This window comes from Pseudomonas sp. BN415 (genome assembly GCF_029871195.1).
GTDB classification, from domain to species: Bacteria; Pseudomonadota; Gammaproteobacteria; order Pseudomonadales; family Pseudomonadaceae; genus Metapseudomonas; species Metapseudomonas resinovorans.
On record NZ_SSOK01000064.1, the window covers coordinates 235,818 to 262,214 of the forward strand.

The window sequence follows — 26,397 nt, forward strand, 5'->3', positions numbered from 1 at the left end:
ATGCATTGCGAATCCCCGATCAAACGCCGCGTATCGCGGAAAATCTGGGTCGGCTCGGTACCGGTGGGTGGTGATGCGCCTATCGCCGTGCAGAGTATGACCAACACCGATACCTGCGACGTCGCAGCCACCGTGGGCCAGATCCAGCGCCTGGTGGATGCCGGTGTCGACATCGTTCGCGTCTCCGTGCCGGACATGGATGCCGCCGAAGCCTTCGGCCGCATCAAGCAGCAGGTTCAGGTGCCGCTCGTGGCGGACATCCACTTCGACTACAAGATCGCCCTTCGCGTGGCCGAACTGGGCGTTGATTGCCTGCGTATCAACCCCGGCAACATTGGCCGTGAAGACCGAGTCAGGGCCGTGGTCGACGCCGCTCGCGACAAGGGCATTCCGATCCGCATCGGCGTCAACGCCGGTTCGCTGGAGAAGGACCTGCAGAAAAAGTACGGCGAGCCCACCCCGCAGGCCCTTGTAGAGTCCGCTCTGCGTCACGTCGAGCATCTCGACAAGCTGGACTTCCAGGACTTCAAGGTCAGCGTGAAAGCCTCGGACGTTTTCATGGCCGTCGAAGCCTATCGCTTGCTGGCCAAACAGATCGTGCAGCCCCTGCACCTGGGCATTACCGAAGCTGGTGGCCTGCGTTCTGGCACCGTCAAATCCGCGGTTGGCCTGGGCATGCTGTTGGCTGACGGCATCGGCGACACCATCCGCATCTCCCTGGCGGCGGACCCGGTGGAAGAGGTGAAGGTCGGCTTCGACATCCTCAAGTCCCTGCACTTGCGCTCCCGCGGCATCAACTTCATCGCGTGCCCGAGTTGCTCGCGTCAGAACTTCGATGTGGTCAAGACCATGAACGAGCTGGAAGGCCGCCTCGAGGACCTGCTGGTTCCGTTGGATGTGGCTGTGATCGGTTGTGTGGTCAACGGCCCGGGTGAAGCCAAGGAGGCGCACATCGGCCTCACCGGCGGCACGCCAAACAACCTGATCTACATCGATGGCAAGCCCGCGCAGAAGCTGAATAACGACAACCTGGTGGATGAGCTGGAACGGCTCATTCGCGAAAAGGCGGCTGAAAAGGCCGAAGCTGACGCGGCGCTTATCGCCCGCAGCTGAGATAAGGAACCTTCGTGAGCAAGACCCTGCAAGCCATTCGTGGCATGAACGACATCCTGCCGGAGCAGACGCCTACCTGGCGCTATCTGGAAAACACCCTGGCAGAGCTGTTGGATGGTTACGGATACAAGGAAATCCGCCTGCCGATCCTCGAGTTCACCGAGCTGTTCGCCCGCGGTATCGGCGAAGGTACGGACGTGGTCGACAAGGAGATGTACACCTTCCTTGATCGCAACGAAGAGTCCCTGACCCTTCGCCCCGAAGGTACTGCGGGTTGCGTGCGCGCCATGCTCGAGCATGGCCTTACCGGCGGTGGCCAGGTACAGAAGCTCTGGTACGCCGGCCCGATGTTCCGCTACGAGAAGCCGCAGAAGGGTCGCTACCGTCAGTTCCACCAGATGGGTGTGGAAGTTTTCAACCTGCCGGGTCCAGACATCGACGCCGAGTTGATCGTGCTCACCTGGCGCCTGTGGAAGAAGCTGGGCCTCGCCGACGCGGTCACCCTGCAATTGAACAGTCTCGGCTCCAGCGAGGCCCGCGCCCGCTACCGCGACGCCTTGGTGGCCTACCTTCAGGAGCGCTATGACCTGCTGGACGAAGACAGTCAGCGCCGCCTGACCACCAACCCGCTGCGCATCCTCGACAGCAAGAATGGTGGTACCCAGGCCCTGCTGGTGGATGCGCCGACCCTGCACGATTACCTGGACGAAGAGTCCGTCGCCCACTTCGAGGGGCTCAAGGCGCGCCTCGATGCAGTGGGTATCCGCTACGAGATCAACCAGAAGCTGGTGCGTGGCCTGGACTACTACAGCCGCACCGTCTTCGAGTGGGTGACCGACAAGCTCGGTTCCCAGGGCACCGTTTGTGCTGGCGGCCGTTACGACGGTCTGGTGACCCAGTTCGGCGGCAAGCCCACTCCGGGCGTGGGATACGCCATGGGGGTCGAGCGACTGGTGCTGCTCCTGGAGACCCTTGGTCTGGTACCGGAGGAGCTGAACAGCCCGGCCGACGTCTATATCTGTGCCTTTGGCGAAGCAGCCGAATTGGCAGCTCTAGGCCTTTCCGAGCAGCTGCGTGACGCCCTGCCGGACCTTCGCTTGGTGGTCAATGCCGGGGCCGGCAGCTTCAAGAGCCAGTTCAAGAAGGCCGACAAGAGTGGGGCCAGTTATGCGCTGATCCTGGGGGACGACGAATTGGCCAAGCGCGTGGTAGGTTGCAAGCCGCTGCGCGACGACAGCGAACAACAAAGCATTGCCTGGGATGCTCTGGCCGAGCATCTCGCCGCCTGCCTGAAGCAGGCTTGAGCATCCAAAGATCAGGAGTACGGGGTTAAGCATGCAGACTGAAGAAGAACAGATTGCGCAGTTCAGGGACTGGTGGCAGCGCAACGGCAAACCCATGCTCACTGGCGGCGCACTTGCGCTGGCAGTGGTCTTCGGTTGGCAGGCCTGGCAGAAGTACGACGCCAATCAGGCGCAGGGCGCTTCGATCGTTTACCAGCAATTGCTGGAGACCGCTCTGACTCCCAGCGGCGCTCCGGACTCGGCCAAGGTCGCCGAGCTGGCTGGCAAGCTGAAGAGCGATTTCGGTGGGACCCATTACGCACAGTACGGCAGCCTGTTCGTGGCCAAGGTCGCGGTCGAGTCCGGCAAGTTGGATGATGCTGCGGCAGAGCTTAAGGCCGTGCTGGACAAACCTGCCGATGCGACCCTGGGTGAGCTGGCCCGCCAGCGCCTGGCCCGTGTCCTGGCTGCGCAGGGCAAGGCTGAAGATGCCCTCAAACTGCTGGATGGCGACGCCGATAAGGCCTTCCTCGCCAGCCGAGAAGAACTCAAAGGCGATCTGCTGGTTCAGCTGGGGCGTACCGACGACGCGCATGCTGCCTACCAGAAAGCCAAGGCTGCGCTGCCCGAAGATGCCGCCGTAGGCGGTCTGCAGATGAAGCTCGACGACCTGGCAAAAGGGGACGCGTGACGTGATGCGCTGGAAGAATGCCGCAGTGCTGGCCCTGGCCCTACTGGCCGTGGGCTGCAGCAGCAATAGCAAGAAGGAACTGCCGCCGGCCGAACTGCCCGATATCACTGAGGAAGTGAAACTGGACAAGGGCTGGAGCCGCTCCATTGGTGACGGCCAGGGCGAGACCTACAACCTCCTGGTGCCCGCCGTCGATGGAGACACCATCTATGCCTCGGACGTCAACGGCGAGGTCATGGCGCTCAATCGCTTCAATGGCGACGTGATCTGGAAACAAGACCTCGAACTGCCGGTCTCCGGCGCGGTTGGCGTCGGCTACGGCCTGGTGATGCTGGGTACCCTGAAAGGGGAAATCGTCGCCCTCGATGCCACCAATGGCGAAGAGAAGTGGCGCGCCCGCGTAAACGGCGAAGTACTGGCCCCGCCGGCCAACAACGGTGACGTGGTCGTTGTGCAGACCCAGAACGACAGCCTGTTCGGCTTCGACGCCGCCACCGGCAATCAGCTCTGGGTCTACGAGAACACTCCGGCCGTGCTGACCCTGCGGGGTACTGGCGCGCCCATCGTGACTAACAATCTGGCCGTCGTCGGTCTTTCCACTGGCAAGGTGCTTGCCCTGGATATCAAGCGTGGCATTCCGGTCTGGGAACAGCGCGTCGCTGTGCCTCAGGGGCGTTCCGAGCTGGATCGCGTGGTGGACATCGACGGCGGCCTGCTGCTGTCCGGCGGTACCGTTTACGTCGCCACCTACCAGGGTCGCGTCGCCGCCCTGGACCTGGAAAGCGGCCGCGTGCTCTGGCAGCGCGAGGCGTCCAGTTACGCCGGCGTTGCCCAGGGCTTCGGTAACGTTTACGTAAGCCTGGCCAGCGGAACCGTGGAAGGTGTGGACGAGCGCTCCGCCTCCGCCCTGTGGAGCAACGACGCCCTGGCGCGCCGCCAACTGTCCGCTCCTGAGGTTTTCTCCAGCTATGTGGCTGTCGGTGACTTCGAAGGTTACCTGCACCTGCTGAGCCAGGTGGACGGCCACTTCGTCGGCCGCGAGAAGATCGATGGCGATGGTCTGCGTGCCCGGCCGCTGGTGGTGGGTGAGTGGATGTATGCCTATGGCAACGGTGGCAAGCTGGTTGGCCTGACCATCCGCTAAGCTGAAGTCTGATATCCGGCCGCTGCCGTCAAACGGTAGCGGCCTTTGTGTTTTCTGAAATAACGAGTGGAGAGCCTCATGGTTCCCGTAATTGCCCTGGTGGGTAGGCCCAACGTCGGCAAGTCCACCCTGTTCAACCGCCTGACCAAAACCCGAGACGCGATCGTCGCGGAGTACGCGGGTCTGACCCGTGACCGCCAGTACGGCGAGGCGAAGTGGCAGGGCCGCACCTATATCGTCATCGACACCGGAGGTATCTCCGGCGATGAGGAAGGCATCGACGCAAAAATGGCCGAGCAATCCCTGCAGGCGATCGAAGAGGCTGATGCAGTGCTCTTCATGGTCGACTCCCGCGCTGGCATGACGGCCTCCGACCAGATGATCGCTGAGCACCTGCGCAAGCGGAACAAGCGCAGCTTCCTGGTGGCCAATAAGGTCGACACCGTTGACCCGGACATCGCTCGCGCCGAGTTCAGCCCCCTGGGACTGGGCGACGCCTTGCCGATCGCCGCCGCCCATGGCCGTGGCATCAGCCAGATGCTCCAGGCTGCCCTGGGCGAGTTCCCCCGTGATGATGGTGCCGACGAAGCTGAGGCCGCCGAGGCCGAAGTGGTTGCCGAAGGCACCGAGCCGACGCGCGTTCCCGGGCCGAGTGAAAAGGATGGCATCAAGATCGCCATCATCGGTCGCCCCAATGTTGGCAAGTCCACCCTGGTCAACCGCATGCTCGGTGAAGAGCGGGTGATCGTGTACGACCAGGCGGGCACTACCCGTGACAGCATCTACATCCCCTTCGAGCGTAACGAAGAGAAGTACACCCTGATCGACACCGCCGGCGTGCGTCGTCGCGGCAAGATCTTCGAGGCTGTGGAAAAGTTCTCGGTGGTGAAAACCCTCCAGGCCATCCAGGACGCCAACGTGGTGATCTTCGTGATGGACGCACGTGAAGGCGTGGTCGAACACGACCTCAACTTGCTGGGTTTCGTGCTCGAGACCGGCCGTGCGCTGGTCATTGCCCTGAACAAGTGGGATGGCATGGAGCCGGGTGAGCGCGATTATGTGAAGACTGAGTTGGAACGCCGGCTGTTCTTCGTCGACTTCGCTGACATCCACTTCATCTCCGCCCTGCATGGCACCGGCGTCGGCCACCTGTACAAGTCAGTGCAGGATTCCTTCCGTTCCGCCATCACCCGCTGGCCCACCAGCCGACTGACCCAGATCCTTGAGGACGCGGTGCAGGAGCACCAGCCGCCGCTGGTCAACGGCCGCCGCATCAAGCTGCGTTACGCCCACCTCGGTGGAGCCAACCCGCCGCTGATCGTGATCCACGGCAACCAGACCGAGTCGGTGCCCAAGTCCTACTCGCGTTACCTGGAAAACACCTACCGGCGCGTGCTCAAGCTGGTCGGCACGCCGATCCGCATCGAGTACAAGGGCGGTGAGAACCCCTTCGAGGGCAAGAAGAACACTTTGACCGAGCGTCAGGTGAACAAGAAACGCCGTCTCATGTCGCACCACAAGAAGGCCGACAAGAAGCGCCGCGACAAGAAGCGCTGATACCGGCTGGACTGGAAGAGGGCGCCTTGGGGCGCCCTTTTTCTTTCCAAGTTCGCATTTTGGGTGGAATTCGGCTTTCGTAGGAGCGAGCTCTGCTCGCGAAGTGGGCCTGCACAATGTTTCGCGAGCAGAGCTCGCGCCTACAGGGGCATTCCTGTGGTCGCGAAACCCCTCAGGCCTTAAGCTATGACCCACTTCCCAGTCGCCAGCAGCCTGATGAAATGATCGCCAGCAAGTTGCCCAACGTCGGCACCACCATCTTCACCCGCATGTCCCAACTCGCCGCTGAAGTCGGCGCCATCAATCTGTCCCAGGGCTTCCCGGATTTCTCCGCGCCGACTGCCCTGTGTGATGCGGTCGGCCAGCATATTGCGGCCGGGCACAACCAGTACGCGCCAATGACCGGTCTGCCGGCCCTGCGCGAGCAGGTGGCGGCCAAGGTTGCGGCCTTTTACGGGCGCCCGGTCAGCGCCGATACCGAGGTGACCATCACCCCGGGGGCCACTGAAGCCATCTTCTGTGCCATCCAGGCTGTGGTCCGTGCAGGTGATGAGGTGATCGTCCTCGACCCTTGCTACGACAGCTACGAACCCTCGGTTGAACTGGCTGGTGGCCGCTGCGTACACGTGCCCCTGGCGTTGCCGGGGTTTGCCATCGATTGGCAACGCATGCGCGACGCACTGAGCCCGCGCACCCGCATGATCATCCTCAACAGCCCGCACAACCCCAGCGGTGCGCTGATTTCCCGCGCCGAACTGGACCAGTTGGCCGAGTTGATTCGTGATCGCGACATCTACCTGGTGTCGGACGAAGTCTACGAGCACCTGGTGTTCGATGGCGTCAGCCATGTCAGCGTGCTGGCCCATGACGAGTTGTACGCGCGTGCCTTCGTGGTCAGTTCCTTCGGCAAGACCTACCACGTCACTGGCTGGAAGACCGGCTATGTGGTGGCGCCGCCCGTGCTGTCCGCCGAGTTGCGTAAGGTCCACCAGTACGTCAACTTCTGCGGCGTGACCCCGTTGCAATGGGCGCTTGCCGACTTCATGGCGGCGCACCCGGAGCACCTGGCCGAGCTGCCGTCTTTCTATCAGGCCAAGCGCGACCTGTTCTGCGATCTGCTGGCCGGCTCGCGCTTGCGTTTCAGCCGTGCCGCCGGTACCTACTTCCAGTTAGTGGACTACAGCGCCATCCGCGACGACCTGGACGATGTGGCCATGTCCGAATGGCTTACTCGTGAACACGGCGTGGCCGCCATTCCGGTTTCGGTGTTTTACCAGCAAGCGCCCAAGGACTTGCGACTGGTGCGGTTCTGCTTCGCCAAGCGTGAGGAGACGCTGCGTCAGGCGGCGGAAAAACTATGCGCGATCTGACCGCCTTGCCCGATCTCAAGCTGGCCCTGGTGCAGACCACCCTGGCCTGGCACGACTGCGCAGCCAACCACGCGCATTTCGAAACCTTGCTGGAACAGGCGAAGGGCGCTGACCTGATCGTCCTGCCAGAGATGTTCACCACCGGTTTCTCCATGGACTCCTCGGCGCTTGCCGAGCCCGAGCAAGGGCCTACCCACGCCTGGCTGCGGGAGCAGGCCAAGCGCTTGGATGCGGTGATCACCGGTAGCGTCATCATCCAGGTCGCTGACGGCAGCCACCGCAATCGCCTGCTCTGGGCGCGCCCGGACGGTGAGGTCCTGCATTACGACAAGCGTCATTTGTTTCGCATGGCCGGTGAGCACAAGCACTACACGCCGGGAGAGACCCAGGCTTTGTTCGAGCTCAAGGGCTGGCGCGTGCGTCCGCTGATCTGCTACGACCTGCGTTTCCCAGTGTGGAGCCGCGATCCGCACGATACCGACCTGCTGCTCTACACGGCCAACTGGCCGGCTGCGCGTCGCCATCATTGGAACCGACTGCTACCGGCACGTGCCATCGAAAACCTCTGTTACGTCGCCGCGGTGAATCGCGTCGGTAGCGATGGCAAGGGCCACGGCTACAGTGGCGACAGCCAGGTGTTGGATTTTCAGGGTGAGAGCCTGCTGGATGCCGGCGATGCCGATGGCGTGTTTTTCGCCAGCTTGTCCGCCGCGCAACTGGCAGCGTACCGCGAGCGCTTCCCGGCCATGCGCGACGCAGACGTATTCGACCTGCACCTCTGAGTACCGAGGCAATCATGAGCGAACACAAGCCACTACCTGCCGGGGGAAACCTGCTTGTGGCGGGAGAAAAGGTCTACAACACGCCGGTGGAAGTCACCCTGGCGGTGATCGGTGGCAAGTGGAAGTCGCTGCTGGTCTATCACCTGATGCCGGAGGCGCGGCGCTTTTCCGAGCTCAAGCGACTGGTGCCGGGTATCACCGAGAAGATGCTGGCCCAGCAGCTGCGTGAGCTGGAGCGCGACGGTATCGTCTCGCGCACTGTCTACGCCGAAGTACCGCCTCGGGTTGAGTACCGCTTGACCGAGCATGGCAGCAGCCTGAAGCCGGTGCTGGATTCCATGTGCGCATGGGGCAAATGCCACTGGCAGCAACAGGGCTGAATGCCTGGCGCAGACTCCCTGTAGGTTGCCTACAAAACAAAACCCCGCCTGCCGGCGGGGTTTTGTTTTGCGGTATCAGCCTCAGGCCGCTTCGGCCTCGGCCTGGCTCAGGGCGCGGTTGAGGGCGCTGAACAGGGCACGGAAGCTGGCTGTGGTGAGGTTTTCGTCAATGCCGATACCGTGCAGGGCTCGACCGCCGTTGACGCGCAGTTCGATGTACGCCGCAGCCTTGGCGTTTGTGCCGGCACCGATGGCGTGCTCCGAGTAGTCCATGATCTCGACCTTCACCGGTAGGCTGGCCACCAGGGCTTCCAGCGGGCCCTTGCCCATGCCGCGCAGGTGCTGGGTTTCACCCTTGACCTGGACTTCGATATCCACGGCACTGGTACCGTTCTCTTCCTGCAGGCGATGGCCTTTCAGGGTGAAGGGCGTGCTGGCCTGCAGGTACTCGCTGTCCAGCAGTTGGTAGATCTGCTGGGCAGTCATTTCCAGTCCCAGGCGATCGGTTTCCTTCTGCACAACCTGGCTGAACTCGATCTGCATGCGGCGCGGCAGGCTGATGCCGTACTCCTGTTCCAGCAGGAAGGTGATGCCGCCCTTGCCGGATTGGCTGTTCACGCGAATCACCGCTTCGTAGCTGCGGCCAATGTCGGCCGGGTCGATTGGCAGGTAGGGCACTTCCCAGAGGGCGTCTTCCTGCTGTTGGGTGAAGCCCTTGCGGATGGCGTCCTGGTGGGAGCCGGAGAAGGCCGTGTGGACCAGGTCGCCCACGTAGGGGTGACGCGGGTGAACCGGCAACTGGTTGCACTCTTCGACCACTTTGCGCACGGCATCGATGTCGGAGAAGTCCAGCTGCGGGTGCAGGCCCTGGGTGTACATGTTCAGTGCAAGGGTCACCAGGTCGACGTTGCCGGTGCGCTCGCCGTTGCCGAACAGGCAGCCTTCCACGCGGTCGGCGCCGGCCATCAGGCCCAGTTCGGTGGCGGCCACACCGGTACCACGGTCGTTGTGGGTGTGCAGGCTGATGATCACCGAGTCGCGGCGGCTGACGTGGCGACCGAACCATTCGATCTGATCCGCGTACACGTTCGGCGTTGCGCACTCAACGGTGGCCGGCAGGTTGAGGATGATCTTCTTCTCGGGAGTCGGCTGCCAGACATCGATCACCGCATCGCATACCTCGACGGCGAATTCCAGCTCGGTGGAGCTGAAGATTTCCGGCGAGTACTGGAAGGTCCAGTCGGTTCCCGGCTGCTCGGCGGCCAGCTTCTTGATCAGCCTGGCTGCGCTGGTGGCGATTTCAATCACGCCGGCCTTGTCCTGGTTGAAGACGATGCGGCGGAACGAGGGAGCGGTGGCGTTGTAGACGTGGACGATGGCTTTTTTCGCCCCACGCAGGGACTCGAAGGTGCGGGTGATCAGGTCCTCGCGCGCCTGGGTCAGTACCTGGATGGTGACATCGTCAGGGATGTGGCCGCCTTCGATCAGCTCGCGAACGAAGTTGAAGTCGGTATCCGAGGCGGAGGGAAAGGCCACCTCGATTTCCTTCAGGCCCACCTGCACCAGGGTCTTGAAGAAGCGCATCTTCTTCTGCGCATCCATCGGCTCGATCAGCGACTGGTTACCGTCGCGCAGATCGGAGCTGCACCAGATCGGTACTTCAGTGATGGTCTTGGATGGCCAGGTACGGTCCGGCAGGTTGATTGCCGGGAAGGCGCGGTATTTGCGGGATGGGTCTTTCAGCATGCTCATGGGGCAAATCCTTTTTACTGCGGGCCGTGTGGTGGTCGGCCAGGCATTGAGTTCAGCGGGTGCGGCGAAGGTGAGATTCAGCCACGCAGTCGGGGGCTGACCAGTCGCAGGCAGGCGTGTTGACGCAGAAGGATGAGGGTGTGTGCGGTTTTCATAAGGGCTAACCCTATTCATCGTGAGTGAATATGGCAAGCATTGCGGAAAAAATGGTGAAAAAGAGCGCAATATTTTGCAATGAGGAGATTTATTGCGTGATTGCTGCGATTTTCTAGAGGTGATTGCGCCGCTCTTTTGGGGCGAGACAGCCAGCCCGCGAATCGCCCTTTGCCGGGCAATCCGTGGGCAGCGCCAGGGTCACTCCGCCTTTGGCAGGCATAGCGCGCGCATGTCCGCTCCGCTGGGGTGTTGGAACACTCGCAGGCCGAACTCCGGAAGTATCGCCAGCAGGTGGTCGAAGATGTCGGACTGGATAGCCTCGTAGCGGGCCCAGGCCGTGGTGTTGGTAAAACAGTAGAGCTCCAGCGGCAGGCCATCGGCGGTGGGGGCCATCTGACGCACCAGCAGGGTCATGTCCTTGCGGATGTCCAGGTTCTCCCGCAAGTAGTGCTCCACGTAGGCGCGGAAGGTGCCGAGGTTGGTCAACTGACGGCTGTTGATCGGCAGGCGGGCAGCCTCATCCAGTTGGCTGTTCCAGCTGAGCAGCTCGCTTTCCTTGGCTTTCAGGTAGCTGTCCAGCAATCGGAAACGGTGCAATCGGGCGATGTCGTCCTCGCGGAGGAAGTGCACGCTGTTCTGATCCAGATAGAGGCAGCGCTTGATCCGACGGCCACCGGATTCCTGCATGCCGCGCCAGTTCTTGAACGAATCGGTGATGAAGCGCTTGGTGGGAATGGTGGTGATGGTCTTGTCCCAGTTCTGCACCTTCACCGTATGCAGGGCGATGTCGATCACGTCGCCGTCGGCGTTGAGCTGGGGCATCTCCACCCAGTCACCGACGCGAATGATGTCGCTGGAGGTGATTTGTACACTGGCCACCAGCGACAGCAGGGTGTCCTGGAAAATCAGCAGCAGGACTGCGGCCATGGCGCCGAGACCCGACAGCAGGATCAGCGGCGAGCGGTCGATCAGGCTGGCGATCATCAGGATGGTGGCGATGGCGAAGATGGCGATCTTCAGCACTTGCACATAGCCCTTGATGGGCCGCAGGTGGGCATCCTTGCGACGCTGATAGAGGCTGCTGACGATGTTCAGCGCGGCGCTCAGGGCCAGAGCGACGGTGAGGATGATGAAGGCGGCGCAGACATTGGTGATCACCTCCACCAGCGCACCTGGCAAGTTCGGTACCACCCGGACGCCGCCGGCCAGCACCAGGGCGGGCACCACATTGGCCAGGCGCTTGATCAAGCCGTGATCCTGAATCTGCGCGCCGGTGACGTGGAACAGGCCGCGCAGCAGGATGCGGCGGACTATCCAGTTCGACAACCAGGCCAGGAGGATGAGGACGGAAGTGGCTACGACGGTGTGCAATTCCTGATGCTGCCGCAACCATTCCAGCCAGTGGGTGACTTCGCTGCTCATGGGCTGTTCCCTTCAGATATCCGTTTGGCGGGGTGGGTCCCGAGGCCGCCGGACCTTAGCAAATCAGCGCCGCGCAGCCCAATTCCCGGGTGTAAGCGCAAATGTCCTCAGGGCTTGTAGGCGCCGATGAAGATGGCCGGGTCAACTCGCACATCGTTGAGGCTGACGTTCCAGTGCATGTGCGGTCCGGTGGCGCGGCCGGTGGCGCCGACGCGGCCGATCACGCCGCCGCGGGGCAGTTGCTGGCCCAGTTTCACCTCTACCTTCGACATGTGACAGAACATGCTGATCAGGCCTTGTCCATGGTCGACGAACACTGTCTTGCCGTTGAAAAAGTAGTTGCCGATAAGAACCACCTTGCCGGCCGCGGGTGCCTTGATTGGCGTGCCTGCTCCCACGGCGAAGTCCAGGCCGGAGTGCGGGTTGCGTTCTTCGCCATTAAAGAAGCGGCGCAGTCCGAAGGGGCTGGAGAGCGGGCCGTTGACCGGCTTGTCGAACAGTAGGTTGCTCGGCGTCCCGGGGCTGAAGCGGCGGTAGGCAGTGGTCTGCTCGGCCAGTTCGCGGTCGATGCGTTTCAGGTCTTCCGGCAGCGGGTTCACCTGGCGGGTATTGGCCAGCTTGATGTGCTGCTCGCGATAGGTGCGGCTGCCGACGCTGAAGCCCAGCCGGCGCCCATCGCTGACCTCGATCAGTTGCTGCCCGACCTTGGTGCCCAGCGGGATGCCGACGATGGCGATCCAGTTGCGGCCGTCTTCCTTGACCACCAGCACCGGTTTGCCCTGGTAGCGCGCGGTGGGTGCATGGGGACCGTTGCCGAGCTGGACGACGGCTACGCCGCCTGGAACCGGTTTGTTCAGCAGCCGGCTGATGAATCCTTCGGCATGGACGGGAAGGGCGAGGCAGAGGAGCAGGGCGGCAAGCAGGCGCATGGTCAGTCCAGCAGGGAGAGGTTCACGGGCGTGAGATGGTTGTCTTCGACGCGTACGTCCAGTTCGCCTTCTCCGAGACGGGCCTTCAGACGCTGGCCGGGGTGGGTCTGGCTGGCGGTGCGGACGGCTTGTCCACGTTCGTCGAGCAGAATGCTGTAGCCACGCCCGAGGGTGGCCAGGGGGCTGACGATGTGAAGTGTCTGGGCCAGGGTGTCAAGGCGCTGACGACGATCCTTGAGGGTCTCGCGAGCGGCGCGGGGCAGGCGTTCGGCCAGGCTGTCGAGCTTCTGCCGCAGCAGGGCCAGGGTGCGTCCGGGATGCTGTGCGGCGAGGCGGGTGTCCAGGCGCACCAGGCGTTCGTGACGTACCTGCTGCTGGCGCTCGAACGCGCGCCGCAGGCGCATGTCCAGGTCATCCAGCCGCTGCGCTTGTTGGCGCAGGCGCTCGCCGGGGTGGCGCAGGCGTCGGAACAGCCCGTCCAGGCGCAGGCGCTCGCGGGTCAGGTGGTCCCGCAGGCGCAGGATCAGGCGGCGATGCAGGCTGTCGAGGCGCTGCTGCAGGTCTTTGGCATCGGGGGCCAGGAGTTCGGCGGCGGCGGAGGGCGTCGGGGCGCGCACATCGGCGACGAAATCGCTGATGGAAACATCCGTCTCATGGCCGACGGCACTGACGATGGGGGTCTGGCACGCGGCCACGGCGCGGGCCACCGCCTCTTCGTTGAAGCACCAGAGGTCCTCCAGGGAGCCGCCACCACGGGCGAGGATCAACGCATCGAAGCCTTGCGCATCCGCCAATCCGAGGGCGCGGACGATCTGCGCGGTGGCTTCGCGGCCCTGCACGGCAGTGGGAATGAGGGTCAGCTGTACCTGGGGTGCGCGACGTCGAAAGACGCTGATGATGTCGCGGATCACCGCGCCGGTGGGTGAGCTGACGATGCCGATACGCTGCGGGTGGGCCGGTAGCGGGCGCTTGCGTTCCGCAGCGAACAGCCCTTCAGCGGCGAGTTTTTCCTTGAGGGCCTCGAATGCCAGGCGCAGGGCACCATCGCCGGCCGGCTCGACGGCATCGGCGATCAGTTGGTAATCGCCACGGCCCTCGAACAGCGAGACTTTTCCACGCACCCGCACCGCCAGGCCATCGCGCAGCGCCTGGCGTACGCGCAGGGCGTTCTGCCGGAACAGGGCGCAGCGAACCTGCGCCTGGCTGTCCTTGAGGGTGAAGTACAGGTGGCCGGAGGCAGGCTTGGCCAGGTTGGAGATTTCACCCTCCACCCAGACCTGCGGAAACACGTCCTCCAATAGATGGCGGGCACGTTGGTTGAGCTGGCTGACGGTCAGTACCTCGCGATCGAGGCCAAGCCGTTGGAAGGGATCGTTGATCATGGGCCGGAATGATAATGGCTTTGGCATCTTGCGCCATAGTTGACGGTTGAAGGGCGCTGATTAAGCTGCGTGCCCTTTCCTCTGCCATAGGAGCCTGAAATGGAGACGAGCCAACTGATCATCGTGCCGCAGATTTCCAGCGTGCCCGGGCACCAGTCCCTGGCCGGACGCATGCAGCGCTGGCTCGCCCAGCGCGGCGTGGTCGAGGCGTTGCCAAGCACCTGTGGCGTGCGCGGCAATCGCATGGCCTATGCCATCGCCCCCAGCGCGCGGCAGGTCGTTGAGCATCCTGATCGCTTGCCGTTCGGCCAACCCGTGAATGGCCTGGAGGTGGTGGATAAACGCTGCATCTATACGCCCACCCGCAACTTCCTCAAAGAAGCAGGCTGCCCCGAATGCCGCCGGGAAGTTGGCGAGCCGCTGTTCGAGAGCCTGGAGGATTGGTGGCCGGGGACTACGGACAACTTCAGCTGCCCGGAGTGCGGTCACGAGGACGACATCAACGGCTTTCTCTTCCTGCAGCCGTGCGGCTTTTCCAACCTGGGGTTTATCTTCAACGGTTGGGGCGAAACCGCTTTTACCCAGGCGTTTCTCGATGCGTTCGGCGAGCGCCTGGGGTTCAAAGTGCGCCAGGTGCGGACGGACGGCTGATGACCGCTGATCGGCTTGGCATGTTTTTTCGCGGGAATGGCGCTGCAGGCCATCGGCCGCGTTGAGCAGAGGCCGTGGCCTCGTTATAATGGCGCGCTTCCAATTTTCCCGCCTGGGAGCCCCCGCCATGCTGCGCATCAGCCAAGAAGCCCTGACCTTCGACGACGTTCTCCTGATCCCGGGATATTCCGAGATTCTGCCCAAGGATGTCAGCCTCAAGACCCGCCTGACCCGCGGCATCGAACTGAACATCCCGCTGGTTTCCGCGGCGATGGATACCGTGACCGAAGCCCGCCTGGCCATTGCCATGGCCCAGGAAGGTGGCATCGGCATCATTCACAAGAACATGACCATCGAGCAGCAGGCTGCCGAGGTGCGCAAGGTCAAGCGCCACGAGACGGCCATCGTCCGTGACCCGGTTACCGTCACGCCGTCCACCAAGATCATCGAGCTGCTGCAGATCGCCCGTGAATATGGCTTCTCCGGCTTCCCGGTAGTGGAAGAGGGCGAGCTGGTCGGCATCGTGACCGGCCGCGACCTGCGCTTCAAGCCGAACGTCGGCGATACCGTGGCGGCGATCATGACGCCGAAGGATAAGCTGGTCACCGCCCGCGAAGGCACCCCGCTTGAAGAGATGAAGGTCAAGCTCTACGAAAACCGCATCGAGAAGATGCTGGTGGTCGACGAGAACTTCTACCTGCGCGGCCTGGTGACCTTCCGTGATATCGAGAAGGCCAAGACCTACCCGCTGGCGTCCAAGGATGCGCAAGGCAGCCTGCGCGTAGGCGCTGCAGTAGGGACCGGCGCCGACACCGGCGAACGCGTTGCCGCACTGGTTGCAGCTGGCGTCGACGTGGTGGTGGTGGACACCGCCCACGGCCACTCCAAAGGCGTGATCGAGCGCGTACGTTGGGTCAAGGACACCTACCCGAACGTACAGGTGATCGGTGGCAACATCGCCACTGGCGAAGCAGCCAAGGCCCTGGCCGAGGCTGGTGCGGACGCGGTCAAGGTCGGCATCGGCCCGGGCTCCATCTGCACCACCCGCATCGTCGCTGGCGTCGGCGTACCGCAGATCTCTGCCATCGCCAACGTGGCTGCCGCCCTGGCTGGCTCCGGCATCCCGCTGATCGCCGACGGTGGCATCCGCTTCTCCGGCGACCTGTCCAAGGCCATCGTGGCTGGCGCGTCCTGCGTGATGATGGGCTCTATGTTCGCCGGTACCGAAGAGGCTCCGGGCGAGGTCGAGTTGTTCCAGGGCCGTTCCTACAAGGCCTACCGCGGCATGGGCTCGCTGGGCGCCATGGCGCAGTCGCAGGGCTCTTCCGACCGTTACTTCCAGGACTCCTCGGCCGGTGCCGAGAAGCTGGTTCCGGAAGGTATCGAAGGCCGTGTCCCCTACAAGGGCACCCTGACCGCCATCGTTCACCAGCTGATGGGCGGCCTGCGTGCCTCCATGGGCTATACCGGTTGCTCCACTGTCGAGGAAATGCGCACCCGGCCGCAGTTTGTGCGCATCACCGGCGCCGGCATGGCCGAGTCCCACGTCCATGACGTGCAGATCACCAAGGAAGCCCCGAACTACCGCGTCGGTTGAGGCTGACTGAAATCTAACGCGTCACGGGGCTGTCTGATTCAGCCCCGTGTCGTTTGTGAATTCCGTAACGAGAGATGGCCATGTCCCAAGACATTCACGCCCACCGGATCCTGATCCTCGACTTCGGCTCCCAGTACACCCAGCTGATCGCCCGCCGCGTGCGCGAGATCGGCGTGTACTGCGAGATCCACCCCTTCGATATGAGCAATGAGGCGATCCGCGCCTTCGCCCCGCGCGGCATCATCCTCGCCGGTGGCCCCGAGTCGGTGCATGAAGCCGATAGCCCGCGTGCGCCGCAGGCCGTGTTCGACCTCAATGTGCCGCTGTTCGGCATCTGCTATGGCATGCAGACCATGGCCGAGCAACTGGGCGGCAAGGTGCAGGGGTCCGACCTGCGCGAGTTCGGTTATGCCCGCGTCGACGTGGTGGGCAAGGCCCGCCTGCTAGACGGCATCGAAGACCATATCGACGACGACGGCGTCCTCGGCCTCGACGTGTGGATGAGCCACGGCGACAAGGTCACTGACATGCCGGCCGGCTTCCACATCCTGGCCAGCACCCCGAGCTGCCCGATCGCCGCCATGGCTGACGATCATCGTGCCTACTACGGCGTGCAGTTCCACCCGGAAGTGACCCACACCAAGCAGGGCGGTCGCATCCTCTCCCGTTTCGTGCTGGATATCTGCGGCTGCGCCGCTCTCTGGACCCCGTCCAACATCGTCGAAGACGCCATCGCCACCGTGCGCGCCCAAGTGGGCTCGTCCAAGGTGCTGCTGGGCCTGTCCGGCGGCGTGGACTCCTCGGTAGTGGCGGCTCTCCTGCACCGCGCCATCGGCGACCAGCTGACCTGCGTCTTCGTTGACAACGGCCTGCTGCGCCTGCACGAAGGCGACCACGTGATGGCCATGTTCGCCGAGAACATGGGCGTACGCGTGATCCGCGCCAACGCCGAAGAGAAGTTCCTCTCCCGCCTGGCCGGCGTTGCCGACCCGGAAGAGAAGCGCAAGATCATTGGTCGCACCTTCATCGAAGTGTTCGACGAGGAAGCCACCCGGCTGCAGGGCATCAAGTTCCTCGCCCAGGGCACCATCTACCCCGACGTGATCGAGTCGGCCGGCGCCAAGACCGGCAAGGCCCACGTGATCAAGTCCCACCACAACGTCGGTGGCCTGCCGGAAGACATGCAGTTCGAACTGGTCGAGCCGCTGCGCGAACTGTTCAAGGACGAAGTGCGCAAGATCGGCCTGGAGCTGGGCCTGCCCTACAGCATGGTCTACCGCCACCCGTTCCCCGGCCCGGGCCTGGGCGTACGTATCCTCGGCGAAGTGAAGAAGGAGTACGCCGACCTGCTGCGTCGCGCGGACCATATCTTCATCGAAGAGCTGCACAAGGCGGACTGGTACCACAAGACCAGCCAGGCCTTTGTCGTATTCCAGCCGGTGAAATCCGTGGGCGTGGTCGGTGACGGCCGCCGTTACGCCTGGGTCGTGGCCCTGCGCGCGGTGGAAACCATCGACTTCATGACCGCTCGCTGGGCGCACCTGCCTTACGAGCTGCTGGAGACCGTCTCCAATCGCATCATCAACGAGATCGAAGGCATCTCCCGCGTCACCTACGACGTGTCGAGCAAGCCGCCAGCGACTATCGAGTGGGAATGATGCGAGTGCGAAAGCGCTAGCAACAACCGACCGGCCAGGCCCTCAAAGCCTGGCCGGTTTCGTTTTGTAGGGGGCGCTTGTGCTTTTCCTACAGGATCACGCGTTGGCGTGGGTATCGACCACCAGTGTCAGTCGCGCGATGAATCCGTCGTCGTCCGCGACCAGTTCGGCAATTGACTGTTCGCCTTGCTGGCGGCGGAAGACGTAGTCCTGCTCCAGCGGCGTCCAGTCCTGGCCGGGGTGGGAGTAGGGCGGTTTCACCATCGCCGGGCGGATCACCGATTCGGGGAAGTACAGCTGGCCGGTGTGGATATCCCGCTCACTCAGATGCACCTTCAGGTGCACATGGTTGGTCCGGCCGGGGTAATAACCCGGGAGGATGCTGCGAAATTCCGCACGACCGTCGTCGTCGGTGATCTGTACGCCACGCAAGTAGCGGTTTCTCGAGTCGCTCCCGACGCCCGAGTAGGCGCCTTGCGCATCGCAGTGCCAGATCTCCAGGGCGGCGTCGCCCAAGGGGCGGCACCCGTCCAGTTGCAGCACCTCGAACTGAAGCCGCAAGGCGGTGCCTGGTTTACCGTCCGTGATGTCCTGGCGCAACAGCGCATCTTCCAGATAGAAGGGCCCGGCGGTCTGCACCGGGCTGAGACGGCAGGTCCTGGTGCTGTCGGACTGGCTGAATCCTGGCCAGTTCAGCAACACCAGGCCGCCGAGACCGAATTGCATCAGTTGGCGGCGGGTGGGATGCACGGAGACACTCCTCTGCAGAGAGTCGGGACACCTCTTTCAGCCTAGACCTGGCACGAAACGACTGCCGCGCCCATCGGTCGCGGTCAATGCGGATGCTTTCCCTTATCTTTCTCGATTGCTGGGTGTATCTTTGGCGCCCCGTAGTCCGGCCCGACAGAGGCCGGTTCGATTAGCCGATGGGACAGCCCCGTTCTTCCCCTGAGGAGCCTGACCCCATGTCGTTCACCCGCAGACAGATTCTCGGTGGCCTGGTTGGCCTCGGTGTGGTCAGCCTTGGTGCCGGCGGCGCCCGCTATTGGCTCGGTCGCACCCTGGATGCCAAGACCCATGACTATGAGCTGATCGCCGCACCGCTCGATCTAGAGCTGGTCGCCGGTCATTCCACCCCGGCCTGGGCCTACGGTGGCCAGGCGCCGGGCGTCGAACTGCGCTCGCGCCAGGGCGACTGGCTGCGAGTTCGCTTCATCAACAAACTCGATGAGCCCACCACTATCCACTGGCACGGCATTCGCCTACCGCTGGAGATGGACGGTGTGCCCTATGTGTCGCAGTTGCCGGTCCTGCCCGGCGAGTACTTCGACTACCGCTTCAAGACCGATGACGCCGGCAGCTTCTGGTATCACCCGCACCTGTCCAGCGCGCACCAATTGGGGCGCGGCCTGGTTGGTCCGCTGATCGTCGAGGAGCGTGAGCCCAGTGGCTTCAAGCATGAGAAGGTGCTCAGCCTGAAGACCTGGCATGTCGACCAGGAAGGCGCCTTCACCGCCTTCAGCGTCCCCCGCGAGGCCGCCCGTGAAGGCACCCGTGGCCGTCTGACCACCATCAACGGCAAGCCGCTTCCGACTGTGGAGCTGCCAGCTGGCCAGGTGGTGCGTCTTCGCCTGCTGAACCTGGACAACACCGTTACCTACCGGCTCAACCTGCCGGGGGCCGAGGTGCGTATCTATTCACTGGATGGCCACCCTGTGGAGCCCCGCGACCTGGGCAAGGAGTACTGGCTGGGGCCTGGCATGCGTATCGAACTGGCCATCAAGGTGCCGGCAGAAGGCACCGAACTGCCGCTGCGCAATGGCCCGCTGCGCCTGGCAACGCTAAAGAGCGTGGCCAGCAACGAGTCGCCCGGTGATTGGCCGGCACCGCTACCGGCCAACCCGGTACCCGAGCCCGACCTGGAAAAGGCCCAAGTGCTGCGTTTCAACTTCGAGTGGGCTGCCACCCTGGCCAGCGCTGCCGGAAGGCCGAGCAACTACTGGCAGATCAACGGCAAGGCCTGGGACATCGACGACAAGACCTGCGCTGACCGCCCGATCGCCAAGCTGAAGAAAGACGGCCACTACATCTTCGAGCTGCGCAACATGGCTCAGTACCTGCACCCCATCCATCTCCATGGCATGGCCTTCAAGGTGCTGGACTCGGACCGCAAGACCATCATTCCCTACTTCACCGACACCTACCTGCTGGGCAAGAACGAGACCGCGCGCATCGCGCTGGTCGCGGAAAATCCGGGGGTGTGGATGTTCCACTGCCACGTCATCGACCATATGGAAACCGGCCTGATGGCCGCCATCGAGGTTGTCTGAACTGACCATGCGCCAGCCCCAGATCATCGACCGCAGCCGCGACGAACACTTCATGCGAGAGGCCCTTGCCCTGGCCCAGCAGGGTGCGGCGCTGGGCGAGGTGCCGGTGGGGGCGGTGCTGGTCAAGGATGGCGAGATCGTCGGGCGCGGCTTCAACTGCCCCATTTCCGGCCATGACCCCAGTGCCCATGCCGAGATGGTGGCAGTACGTGACGCCGCCAGCCGCCTGGAGAATTATCGCCTGGTCGGCAGTACCCTCTACGTCACCCTGGAGCCGTGCAGCATGTGCGCGGGGCTCATCGTCCACTCGCGAATCACCCGCGTCGTCTTCGGCGCCACCGAGCCCAAGGCCGGGGTAGTGGCCAGTCGCGGTCAGTTCTTCAGTCAGGAGTTCCTCAACCACCGGGTTCTGGTGGAGGGTGGGGTGCTGGCGCAGGAATGCAGCGAGATGCTCTCGGAGTTCTTCCAGGCGCGCCGGGCGGCACGCAAGGACGCCGGCTCCCAGGCGTAGCTGAAGCCAGTCATGCCGAGTCGTCGCGGGGTGTCGTTGGAGTTCGCTCCGCTCTAGCGGAAAGCCGCCCGCACCAACCTACGGGGGCGGCTCAGAGTTTCTCGTCCTGCTGGTTTTCCGGCGGGCGGGACTTGTTGATGCCTGGCAGGTGGGTGGCGTTATCAGCCAGTTGGCTGCCTTCCATCTGCGGCTGGGTCACCCAGGTGAGGATGTCGTAGTAGCGGCGGATGTTCTGGACGAAGTGCACCGTCTCGCCACCGCGGGCATAGCCGTAGCGAGTCTTGCGGTACCACTGCTTCTGCGACAGGCGCGGCAGCATCTTCTTTACGTCGAGCCACTTGTTCGGGTTCAGGCCCTCGGCCTCGGCCAGCTTGCGCGCGTCACCCAGGTGGGCGATGCCGATGTTGTAGGCGGCCAGGGCGAACCAGGTACGGTCCGGTTCCTTGAGGTCCTCGGAGAGACCGTTCTTGATCAAGGTGAAGTACTTGCCGCCGCCGTGGATGCTCTGCTGGGCACTCAGGCGGTTGGACACGCCCATGGCCTTGGCAGTGTTCTCGGTCAGCATCATCAGGCCGCGTACGCCGGTCTTGGAGGTGGCGGTGGGCTGCCAGAGGGATTCCTGGTAGCCGATGGCCGCCAGCAGGCGCCAGTCCACGTCATTCTTCTGCGAGGCCAGGCGGAAGTGCTGCTCGTACTTGGGCAGGCGCTGCTGCAGATGCTTGGCGAAGGTGTAGGCGCCCACATAGCCGAGTACGTCGACATGGCCATAGTAGCGATCCTTCAACCGTTGCAGGGTGCCGTCCTTGCGGGCCTTGTCGAGGAAAGCGTTGACCTCGTTGTAGAGGCTGTCGTCCTCGCCCGGCGCCATGGCCCAGGCCAGGCTGGTGGCGTCGCCCAGGTCGAAGGCGACGCGCACATTGGGAAAATAGACCTGGTTCATCGCCAGTTCGTTGGAGTCCACCAGGGTCAGGTCGATCTGACCTTCGTCGACCATGCGCAGCAGGTCGACCATTTCCACCTCGTCCGACTCCTCGTATTTCAGTCCGGGCAGGGTGGCTTTCAGCTTGGCAAGCTGCTCGGCGTGGCTGCTGCCCTTGAGCACCAGGATGCGCCGGCCGACCAGGTCCTCGGGGCGGGTAGGGCGTCGTTCGCCGTTGCGGTAGATGACCTGGGGGGTGACGTCCAGGTAGGAATGGGAGAAGCGCACTTCGTTCTTGCGCGCTTCGCTGGCCACCAGACCCGCGGCTGCCAGTACGGGACCATTGGCCTGGCCCAGCCGGGAGAAGACGTCGTCCAGCTTGTCGGCGGTCTCGATCTTGAGTTCGACACCCAGGTCGTCGGCGAAGCGCTTGACCAGTTCGTACTCGAAGCCGGTTTCGCCGTTGCGATCCTCGAAGTAGGTGGCCGGGCTGTTGCGGGTGATCACGCGTAGAACACCCTCCTCCTGAACGCGCTCGAGGGTGGTGGGCTGTTTGCAGCCGACGAGCATCAGGAGGAATCCGGTAGCCAGGGCCCAGAAAGCCCGACGTGTGCCGAACACGTGTTGATTTAGCATCCACGGAGTATACGCAAAGGCTGGCGGACGCCATATCTCGACAGAGGGCATCTTCTCTGCTAGCTCTCGGGCGACGCGAGGCACCTTCAGAGGTGCCGGAAAGCGGCGCTTTGCGCTAGAATGCACGGCCTCCAAGCACACCCCTTCCCCAGAGGCTGTCCCGAAGATGTTGATCCTGCGCGGTGCTCCCGCCCTTTCCGCTTTTCGCCACGGCAAACTGCTCGAGCAACTGACCCAGAAGGTCCCCGCCGTCAGCGGACTCTACGCCGAGTTCACCCACTTCGCCGAAGTGATTGGCGTACTCAGCGGGGAGGAAGAGCAAGTCCTGGCTCGCCTGCTCAAGTACGGCCCCAGCGTTCCGGTGCAGGAGCCGCGCGGCCGCCTGTTCCTGGTCGTGCCGCGCTTCGGCACCATTTCGCCCTGGTCGAGCAAGGCCACCGACATTGCCCGCAACTGCGGCCTGGCCAAGATCGAGCGCCTGGAGCGCGGTATCGCCTACTACGTGGCCGGTGAGTTCAGCGACGCCGACGCGCAGCTGATCGCCAGCAGCCTGCATGACCGCATGACCCAACTGGTGCTGGCCGGCCAGGAAGAGGCCGCCAGCCTGTTCAGCCATGCCCAGCCCAAGCCGCTGACCGTGGTCGACATCCTTGGCGGCGGCCGCGCCGCGCTGGAGAAGGCCAACGTCGAACTGGGCCTAGCGCTCGCCGAAGACGAAATCGACTACCTGGTGAAGAGCTTCAACGATCTGGGTCGCAACCCCCACGACGTCGAGCTGATGATGTTCGCCCAGGCGAACTCCGAGCATTGCCGCCACAAGATCTTCAATGCCAGCTGGGACATCGACGGCCAGGCGCAAGAGAAGAGCCTGTTCGGCATGATCAAGAATACCTACGAGATGCACCGTGAAGGCGTGCTGTCCGCGTACAGGGACAACGCCTCGGTGATCGTGGGCTCCACGGCCGGCCGCTTCTTCCCGGACCCGGCGACCCGCCAGTACGGTGCGACCCAGGAGCCCGTGCACATCCTGATGAAGGTGGAAACCCACAACCACCCGACGGCCATCGCGCCCTTCCCCGGCGCCTCCACCGGCTCCGGCGGCGAGATCCGTGACGAAGGCGCTACCGGCCGTGGCGCCAAGCCCAAGGCCGGCCTGACCGGTTTCACCGTTTCCAACCTGCAGATTCCCGGTTTCGAGCAGCCTTGGGAGAAGCCCTACGGCAAACCCGAGCGCATCGTCACCCCGCTGGACATCATGATCGAAGGCCCGCTGGGCGGTGCCGCGTTCAACAACGAGTTCGGCCGTCCGGCCCTGACCGGCTATTTCCGTACCTTCGAGCAGGCCATCGACACCCCTCACGGTGAAGAAGTCCGCGGCTACCACAAGCCGATCATGCTCGCCGGCGGTATGGGCAACATCCGCGCCGAGCACGTGCAGAAAGGCGAAATCTCCGTCGGTGCCAAGCTGATCGTCCTCGGCGGCCCGGCCATGCTCATCGGCCTGGGCGGTGGTGCTGCTTCCTCCATGGCTACCGGTTCCAGCTCTGCCGACCTGGACTTTGCCTCGGTACAGCGTGACAACCCGGAAATGGAGCGTCGTTGCCAGGAAGTGATCGACCGCTGCTGGCAGCTGGGTTCGGAAAACCCCATCAAGTTCATCCACGACGTGGGTGCCGGCGGCATCTCCAACGCCCTGCCGGAGTTGATCAACGACGGTGGCCGCGGCGGCCGCTTCGAACTGCGCGCCGTGCCCAACGACGAGCCGGGCATGAGCCCGCTGGAAATCTGGTGCAACGAGTCCCAGGAGCGTTACGTGCTCTCCGTGGACGCCGCTGATTTCGAGCGTTTCAAGGCCATCTGCGAACGCGAGCGTTGCCCCTTCGCCGTGGTCGGCGAGGCCATCGAGGAACCTCACCTGACCGTGGCCGACAGCCACTTCGGCAACAAGCCGGTGGACATGCCGTTGGAAGTCCTGCTCGGCAAGCCGCCGCGCATGCACCGCTCCGTCAGCCGCGAGGCCGAGCTGGGCGATGACTTCGCCGCTGCCGAACTGGACATCGACGAAGCGGTCAGCCGCGTGCTGCACCACCCGGCCGTGGCCAGCAAGAACTTCCTGATCACCATCGGCGACCGCACCATCACCGGCCTGGTTGCCCGCGACCAGATGGTCGGCCCGTGGCAGGTCCCGGTGGCCGATTGCGCCGTCACCGCCACCAGCTTCGACGTCTACACCGGCGAAGCCATGGCCATGGGCGAGCGCACTCCGCTGGCCCTGCTGAATGCGCCGGCCTCCGGCCGCATGGCCGTGGGTGAAACCATCACCAACCTGGCTGCCTCGAAGATCGAGAAGCTGGGCGACATCAAGCTCTCCGCCAACTGGATGGCCGCTGCCGGTCACCCGGGCGAAGACGCTCGCCTATACGACACCGTCAAGGCCGTGGGCATGGAACTGTGCCCGGCGCTTGGCATCACCATCCCGGTGGGCAAGGACTCCATGTCCATGAAGACCCGCTGGCAGGATGAAGGCGCGGACAAGTCCGTCACCTCGCCGCTGTCGCTGATCGTCACCGGTTTCGCGCCGGTCACCGATGTGCGCAAGACCCTGACCCCGCAGCTGCGCCTGGACAAGGGCGAAACCGACCTGATCCTGGTCGACCTCGGCCGCGGCCAGAACCGTATGGGCGGCTCCATCCTCGCCCAGGTCTACAGCAAGATCGGCCAGCAGGTACCGGACGTCGACGACGCCGAAGACCTGAAAGCCTTCTTCGCCGTGATCCAGGGCCTGAACGCCGATGGCCACCTGCTGGCCTATCACGACCGTTCCGACGGCGGCCTGCTGGCCACCGTGCTGGAAATGGCCTTCGCCGGCCACTGCGGCCTGGACCTCTACCTGGACGCCCTGGCCGACAACCGTGAAGGCCTGACCTCTGTCCTGTTCAACGAAGAACTGGGCGCGGTCATCCAGGTTCGCCAGGACGCCACCCCGGAAGTGCTGGCCCAGTTCAGCGCCGCCGGCCTCGGCGATTGCGTTGCCGTCATCGGCCAGCCGTTCAACGGTGCCAACGTCGCCATCAGCTTCAATGGCGAAGCCGTGTTCGGTGGCGAGCGCCGCATGCTGCAGCGCCAGTGGTCCGAGACCAGCTACAAGATCCAGCGTCTGCGTGACAACGCCGACTGCGCCGACCAGGAGTTCGACGCCCTGCTGGAAGAAGACACCCCCGGCCTGTCCGTCAAGCTCAGCTTCGACGTCAACCAGGATATCGCTGCGCCCTACATCAAGAAGGGTGCGCGTCCACAGGTGGCGATCCTCCGCGAGCAGGGCGTGAACGGCCAGGTGGAAATGGCTGCCGCGTTCGATCGCGCCGGCTTCTCTGCCATCGACGTGCACATGAGCGACATCCTGGCCGGCCGCGTCAGCCTGGACGAGTTCAAGGGGCTGGTGGCCTGCGGTGGCTTCTCCTACGGTGACGTGCTCGGCGCTGGCGAGGGCTGGGCCAAGTCGATCCTCTTCAACAGCCGCGCGCGTGATGGCTTCCAGGCCTTCTTCGAGCGCAAGGACAGCTTCGCCCTCGGTGTGTGCAACGGTTGCCAGATGATGTCCAACCTGCATGAGCTGATCCCCGGCACCGAGTTCTGGCCGCACTTCGTGCGCAACCGCTCGGAGCAGTTCGAAGCCCGTGTCGCGATGGTTCAGGTGCAGGAGTCGTCCTCGATCTTCCTGCGTGGCATGGCCGGTTCGCGCCTGCCCATCGCCATCGCCCACGGCGAAGGCCATGCCGAGTTCGAGAGCGAAGAAGCCTTGTTGGAAGCCGACCTGTCCGGTTGCGTATCCCTGCGCTTCGTCGACACCCACGGCAAGGTCACCGAGACCTACCCGGCTAACCCCAACGGCTCGCCTCGTGGCATCACCGGCCTAACCAGTCGTGACGGTCGCGTGACCATCATGATGCCGCACCCGGAGCGCGTGTTCCGCGCCGTGCAGAACTCCTGGCGCCCGGACGAGTGGCAGGAAGACGGCGGCTGGATGCGCATGTTCCGCAACGCCCGCGTCTGGGTGGATTAAGGGCAGGCCGAAGGCCATCTGACGACCTTCTCCCGCCTGCGGGAGAGGGATCAAATTGGCCCACTCGGACA

Annotated in this window: 20 protein-coding genes; 14 read left to right on the forward strand and 6 right to left on the reverse strand. The window is 63.8% G+C overall.

The features are described from left to right. The 8 genes from ispG to E8F20_RS23250 all read left to right on the forward strand — a co-directional run bounded on the left by ispG (position 1) and on the right by E8F20_RS23250 (position 8,320). Positions 1-1,113 carry a flavodoxin-dependent (E)-4-hydroxy-3-methylbut-2-enyl-diphosphate synthase gene (gene ispG / locus E8F20_RS23215; RefSeq protein WP_028628649.1) on the forward strand — a complete coding sequence of 371 codons (1,113 nt, stop codon included), beginning with the start codon at positions 1-3 and terminating at the stop codon, positions 1,111-1,113. A 14-nt stretch (positions 1,114-1,127) separates the two neighbouring features. Further along, positions 1,128-2,417: a histidine--tRNA ligase gene (gene hisS, locus E8F20_RS23220; RefSeq protein ID WP_280285838.1), complete on the forward strand. Its 1,290-nt coding sequence runs from the start codon at positions 1,128-1,130 to the stop codon at positions 2,415-2,417. Between the two features lie 31 nt (positions 2,418-2,448). After that, positions 2,449-3,087, forward strand: a complete 639-nt coding sequence (locus E8F20_RS23225; RefSeq protein WP_280285839.1) for a YfgM family protein — start codon at positions 2,449-2,451, stop codon at positions 3,085-3,087. A gap of 1 nt (position 3,088) precedes the next feature. Further along, positions 3,089-4,231 (forward strand): outer membrane protein assembly factor BamB, encoded by a 1,143-nt coding sequence (gene bamB / locus E8F20_RS23230; RefSeq protein ID WP_280285840.1) that lies wholly within the window; start codon positions 3,089-3,091, stop codon positions 4,229-4,231. Between the two features lie 78 nt (positions 4,232-4,309). Further along, on the forward strand, positions 4,310-5,788 hold the full coding sequence (der, locus tag E8F20_RS23235) for a ribosome biogenesis GTPase Der (RefSeq protein WP_280285841.1): 1,479 nt from the start codon (positions 4,310-4,312) through the stop codon (positions 5,786-5,788). Between the two features lie 221 nt (positions 5,789-6,009). Beyond that, positions 6,010-7,158 (forward strand): pyridoxal phosphate-dependent aminotransferase, encoded by a 1,149-nt coding sequence (locus E8F20_RS23240; RefSeq protein WP_280285842.1) that lies wholly within the window; start codon positions 6,010-6,012, stop codon positions 7,156-7,158. Further along, positions 7,146-7,940 carry an amidohydrolase gene (locus E8F20_RS23245; protein ID WP_280285843.1) on the forward strand — a complete coding sequence of 265 codons (795 nt, stop codon included), beginning with the start codon at positions 7,146-7,148 and terminating at the stop codon, positions 7,938-7,940. Before E8F20_RS23240 ends, E8F20_RS23245 begins: the two co-directional genes overlap by 13 nt. 14 nt (positions 7,941-7,954) lie before the next feature. After that, complete coding sequence (locus E8F20_RS23250; protein WP_051246641.1) at positions 7,955-8,320, forward strand: helix-turn-helix domain-containing protein; 366 nt, start codon at positions 7,955-7,957, stop codon at positions 8,318-8,320. Between the two features lie 81 nt (positions 8,321-8,401). Here the strand turns inward: E8F20_RS23250 and leuA are convergent, their stop codons facing one another. The 4 genes from leuA to xseA all read right to left on the reverse strand — a co-directional run bounded on the left by leuA (position 8,402) and on the right by xseA (position 13,961). Then, positions 8,402-10,072, reverse strand: a complete 1,671-nt coding sequence (gene leuA / locus E8F20_RS23255; protein WP_280285844.1) for a 2-isopropylmalate synthase — start codon at positions 10,070-10,072, stop codon at positions 8,402-8,404. A 354-nt stretch (positions 10,073-10,426) separates the two neighbouring features. Then, the gene (locus E8F20_RS23260) at positions 10,427-11,650 is read right to left on the reverse strand and encodes a mechanosensitive ion channel family protein (RefSeq protein WP_280285845.1); all 1,224 of its coding nucleotides are present in this window, start codon (positions 11,648-11,650) and stop codon (positions 10,427-10,429) included. Positions 11,651-11,757: 107 nt separating this feature from the next. Beyond that, entirely contained in the window at positions 11,758-12,579 is an 822-nt protein-coding gene (locus tag E8F20_RS23265; protein ID WP_280285846.1) for a peptidoglycan DD-metalloendopeptidase family protein, read from the reverse strand. A gap of 2 nt (positions 12,580-12,581) precedes the next feature. Continuing rightward, positions 12,582-13,961, reverse strand: coding sequence for an exodeoxyribonuclease VII large subunit (gene xseA / locus E8F20_RS23270; protein WP_280285847.1), 1,380 nt, complete (start codon positions 13,959-13,961; stop codon positions 12,582-12,584). 99 nt (positions 13,962-14,060) lie between these two features. On the opposite strand from xseA, the gene E8F20_RS23275 reads away from it, so the two are divergent. The 3 genes from E8F20_RS23275 to guaA all read left to right on the forward strand — a co-directional run bounded on the left by E8F20_RS23275 (position 14,061) and on the right by guaA (position 17,867). Further along, on the forward strand, positions 14,061-14,612 hold the full coding sequence (locus E8F20_RS23275) for a sugar ABC transporter ATPase (RefSeq protein ID WP_280285848.1): 552 nt from the start codon (positions 14,061-14,063) through the stop codon (positions 14,610-14,612). 127 nt (positions 14,613-14,739) lie between these two features. Then, entirely contained in the window at positions 14,740-16,209 is a 1,470-nt protein-coding gene (guaB, locus tag E8F20_RS23280) for an IMP dehydrogenase (RefSeq protein WP_280285849.1), read from the forward strand. 80 nt (positions 16,210-16,289) lie between these two features. Then, positions 16,290-17,867, forward strand: a complete 1,578-nt coding sequence (guaA, locus tag E8F20_RS23285) for a glutamine-hydrolyzing GMP synthase (protein WP_280285850.1) — start codon at positions 16,290-16,292, stop codon at positions 17,865-17,867. A gap of 96 nt (positions 17,868-17,963) precedes the next feature. Here guaA and E8F20_RS23290 read toward each other — a convergent pair whose 3' ends face one another. After that, the gene (locus E8F20_RS23290) at positions 17,964-18,617 is read right to left on the reverse strand and encodes an intradiol ring-cleavage dioxygenase (RefSeq protein ID WP_280285851.1); all 654 of its coding nucleotides are present in this window, start codon (positions 18,615-18,617) and stop codon (positions 17,964-17,966) included. A 215-nt stretch (positions 18,618-18,832) separates the two neighbouring features. On the opposite strand from E8F20_RS23290, the gene E8F20_RS23295 reads away from it, so the two are divergent. Next, on the forward strand, positions 18,833-20,197 hold the full coding sequence (locus E8F20_RS23295) for a multicopper oxidase family protein (protein ID WP_280285852.1): 1,365 nt from the start codon (positions 18,833-18,835) through the stop codon (positions 20,195-20,197). A 7-nt stretch (positions 20,198-20,204) separates the two neighbouring features. After that, positions 20,205-20,708: a tRNA adenosine(34) deaminase TadA gene (gene tadA / locus E8F20_RS23300; protein WP_280285853.1), complete on the forward strand. Its 504-nt coding sequence runs from the start codon at positions 20,205-20,207 to the stop codon at positions 20,706-20,708. Between the two features lie 91 nt (positions 20,709-20,799). On the opposite strand, the gene mltF is transcribed toward tadA, so the two are convergent. Next, on the reverse strand, positions 20,800-22,263 hold the full coding sequence (gene mltF, locus E8F20_RS23305; protein WP_280285854.1) for a membrane-bound lytic murein transglycosylase MltF: 1,464 nt from the start codon (positions 22,261-22,263) through the stop codon (positions 20,800-20,802). Between the two features lie 166 nt (positions 22,264-22,429). Between mltF and purL the strand changes: the two genes are divergently transcribed. After that, complete coding sequence (gene purL / locus E8F20_RS23310) at positions 22,430-26,326, forward strand: phosphoribosylformylglycinamidine synthase (RefSeq protein ID WP_280285855.1); 3,897 nt, start codon at positions 22,430-22,432, stop codon at positions 26,324-26,326. Positions 26,327-26,397 lie beyond the last annotated feature (71 nt).